This is a genomic window from Variovorax sp. CF079 (genome assembly GCF_900101545.1).
In the GTDB taxonomy this organism is placed as follows: domain Bacteria; phylum Pseudomonadota; class Gammaproteobacteria; order Burkholderiales; family Burkholderiaceae_C; genus Variovorax.
Genome location: NZ_FMZU01000058.1, coordinates 1 through 1943 on the forward strand (window position 1 = coordinate 1; position 1943 = coordinate 1943).

At 68.7% G+C, this 1943-nt stretch carries 2 protein-coding genes; both read right to left on the reverse strand.

The window, feature by feature from the left end; all coding sequences use genetic code 11:
• Positions 1-495 (reverse strand): Lrp/AsnC family transcriptional regulator, encoded by a 495-nt coding sequence (locus BLS74_RS33500; RefSeq protein WP_093112344.1) that lies wholly within the window; start codon positions 493-495, stop codon positions 1-3.
• A 77-nt stretch (positions 496-572) separates the two neighbouring features.
• Positions 573-1943: aspartate aminotransferase family protein (locus BLS74_RS33505; protein WP_093112345.1), on the reverse strand; the 1371-nt coding region annotated here is incomplete at its 5' end.

The window sequence follows — 1943 nt, forward strand, 5'->3', positions numbered from 1 at the left end:
TCAGCGCTGGTTGGGAAACAGCCGTTCGATCGGACAGTGCGTCTTGATGAACGGCGACTTGATGACGATGTAGCTGAAGTACTTCGCAATGCCGATGTTGCGTTCGAGCAGTTCCTCGATCACTTCCTGGTAGTGGTTGACGCCCCGCGTCAGGAAGCGCAGCAGGTAGTCGTAGCCGCCGCTCACCAGGTGGCATTCGAGCACCTCGTCGACCTCGCGGATGGCGGCCTCGAAGCGCACGAAGTCCTCGCGGTGGTGGTCGGACAGCGTGACCTCGGTGAACACGGTCAGCGTATCGCCGAGCTTCTCGAGCCGCAGGTGGGCGCCGTAGCCGGCGATGTAGCCGGCCTGCTCCAGCCGCTTGACGCGGATCAGGCAGGGGCTGGGCGAGAGGCCCACCGCGTCCGCCAGGTCCACGTTGGTCATGCGCCCGTTCTTTTGCAACTGCGCCAGGATGCGCAGGTCGAGTCGGTCGATCTTGAAGGCTTCTGACATGGCGGCGCCGAAAAACGAAGAGAGCCCGATTCTGCGTCTGTCTCGATGGGTTGCCACGGCGGCGCGCGGGCTTTCGCTCAGGCGGCCAACGCAGCGCGAACGTCGGGCGCGTCGAGCACCTCGTCGAGCGTCTTTTTCAGCCGCGCGAACATTTGCGCGAACTCGTCCTCGGTGAAGGTGAGCGCCGGTGCGAAGCCGAGGATGTGGTCGCCGAAGGAGCGGAACACCAGGCCGTTGCGGTAGCCCGCGGCGAAGATGCGGTCGGACAAGCCCAGTGCGGCATCGAAGCCGCGCTTCGTGGCCTTGTCGCTCACCAGCTCCAATGCACCGAGCAGGCCGCGGTAGCGCGCGTCGCCCACCAGCGGATGCGCGCGCAGCGCGTCGAGCCCGGCCGCGAAGTGGGCCGCACCGCGCTGGCCGTTGGCGAGCACGCCGCCTTCCTCGTACAGGCGCAGCACCTCGAGCGCGACCGCGGCGCCGACCGGGTGCGCAGAGTACGTTGCGCCATGGCCGACCGATGCGCCGGCCGGCGCGCCGTCGGCGATGCCGGCGTAGACCTGCTCCGACATCATCGTGGCGCCCATCGGCACGTAGCCGGCGGTCAGGCCCTTGGCCATGGTCATCAGGTCGGGCTCCACGCCCTCGGCCTCGCACGCGAACATGGGGCCGGTGCGGCCGAAGCCGGTGATGACCTCGTCCACGACGAACAGGATGCCGAGCTCGCGCGTGGCCTCGCGCATGGCTTTCAACCAGCCCTTGGGCGGCACGATGACGCCGCCCGAGCCCTGGATCGGCTCGCAGAAGAAGGCGGCCACGTTGTCCGCGCCCAGCTCGGCCACCTTGGCGCGCAGCGCCGCGACCGAGGCGGCGATCAGCGCCTGCGGGTCGGCGCCGTCGGCATGGCGGTAGGCGTAGGGCGACGGGATGTAGTGCTGCGTTGGCAGCGGCAGATCGAAGCCGCGGTGGAAGGCGGGCAATGCGGTCAGGCCGGCACCGGTGGACGAAGAGCCGTGGTAGCCGCGCTCCAGCGCGATGAACTGCTTCTTGGATGGCTTGCCGATCGCGTTGTAGTACTGCACGATGAAGCGCACCGCGGCATCGATCGCCTCGGAGCCGCCGAGCGTCAGGTACACGCGGGTCAGCGACGCCGGCGTGATCTGCACCAGCTTCTCGGCCAGGCGAATGGCCGGCTCGCTGCTGAAGTGGAAGTAGCCGGTCGCGTAGGGAAGGCGGCGCATCTGCTCGGCCGCAGCCTGCACCACGCTCTCCTGCCCATAGCCCACGTTCACGCACCACAGGCCTGCGAAGGCGTCGAGCAGTTCGTGGCCGTCGGCATCGGTGAGCCACGCGCCGCGGCCCGAGGCGAGCACGGTGGGGCCGCGCTTCTCGTGCACGCGCCAGGGCGAGACGGGATGGATCAGATGCGCGCGGTCGATCGCGTCGAGCGC

Bases quoted from the DNA above. Each gene is read 5' to 3' on its own strand.
- BLS74_RS33500 (WP_093112344.1), bottom strand. From the start codon at position 495: ATGTCAGAAGCCTTCAAGATCGACCGACTCGACCTGCGCATCCTGGCG.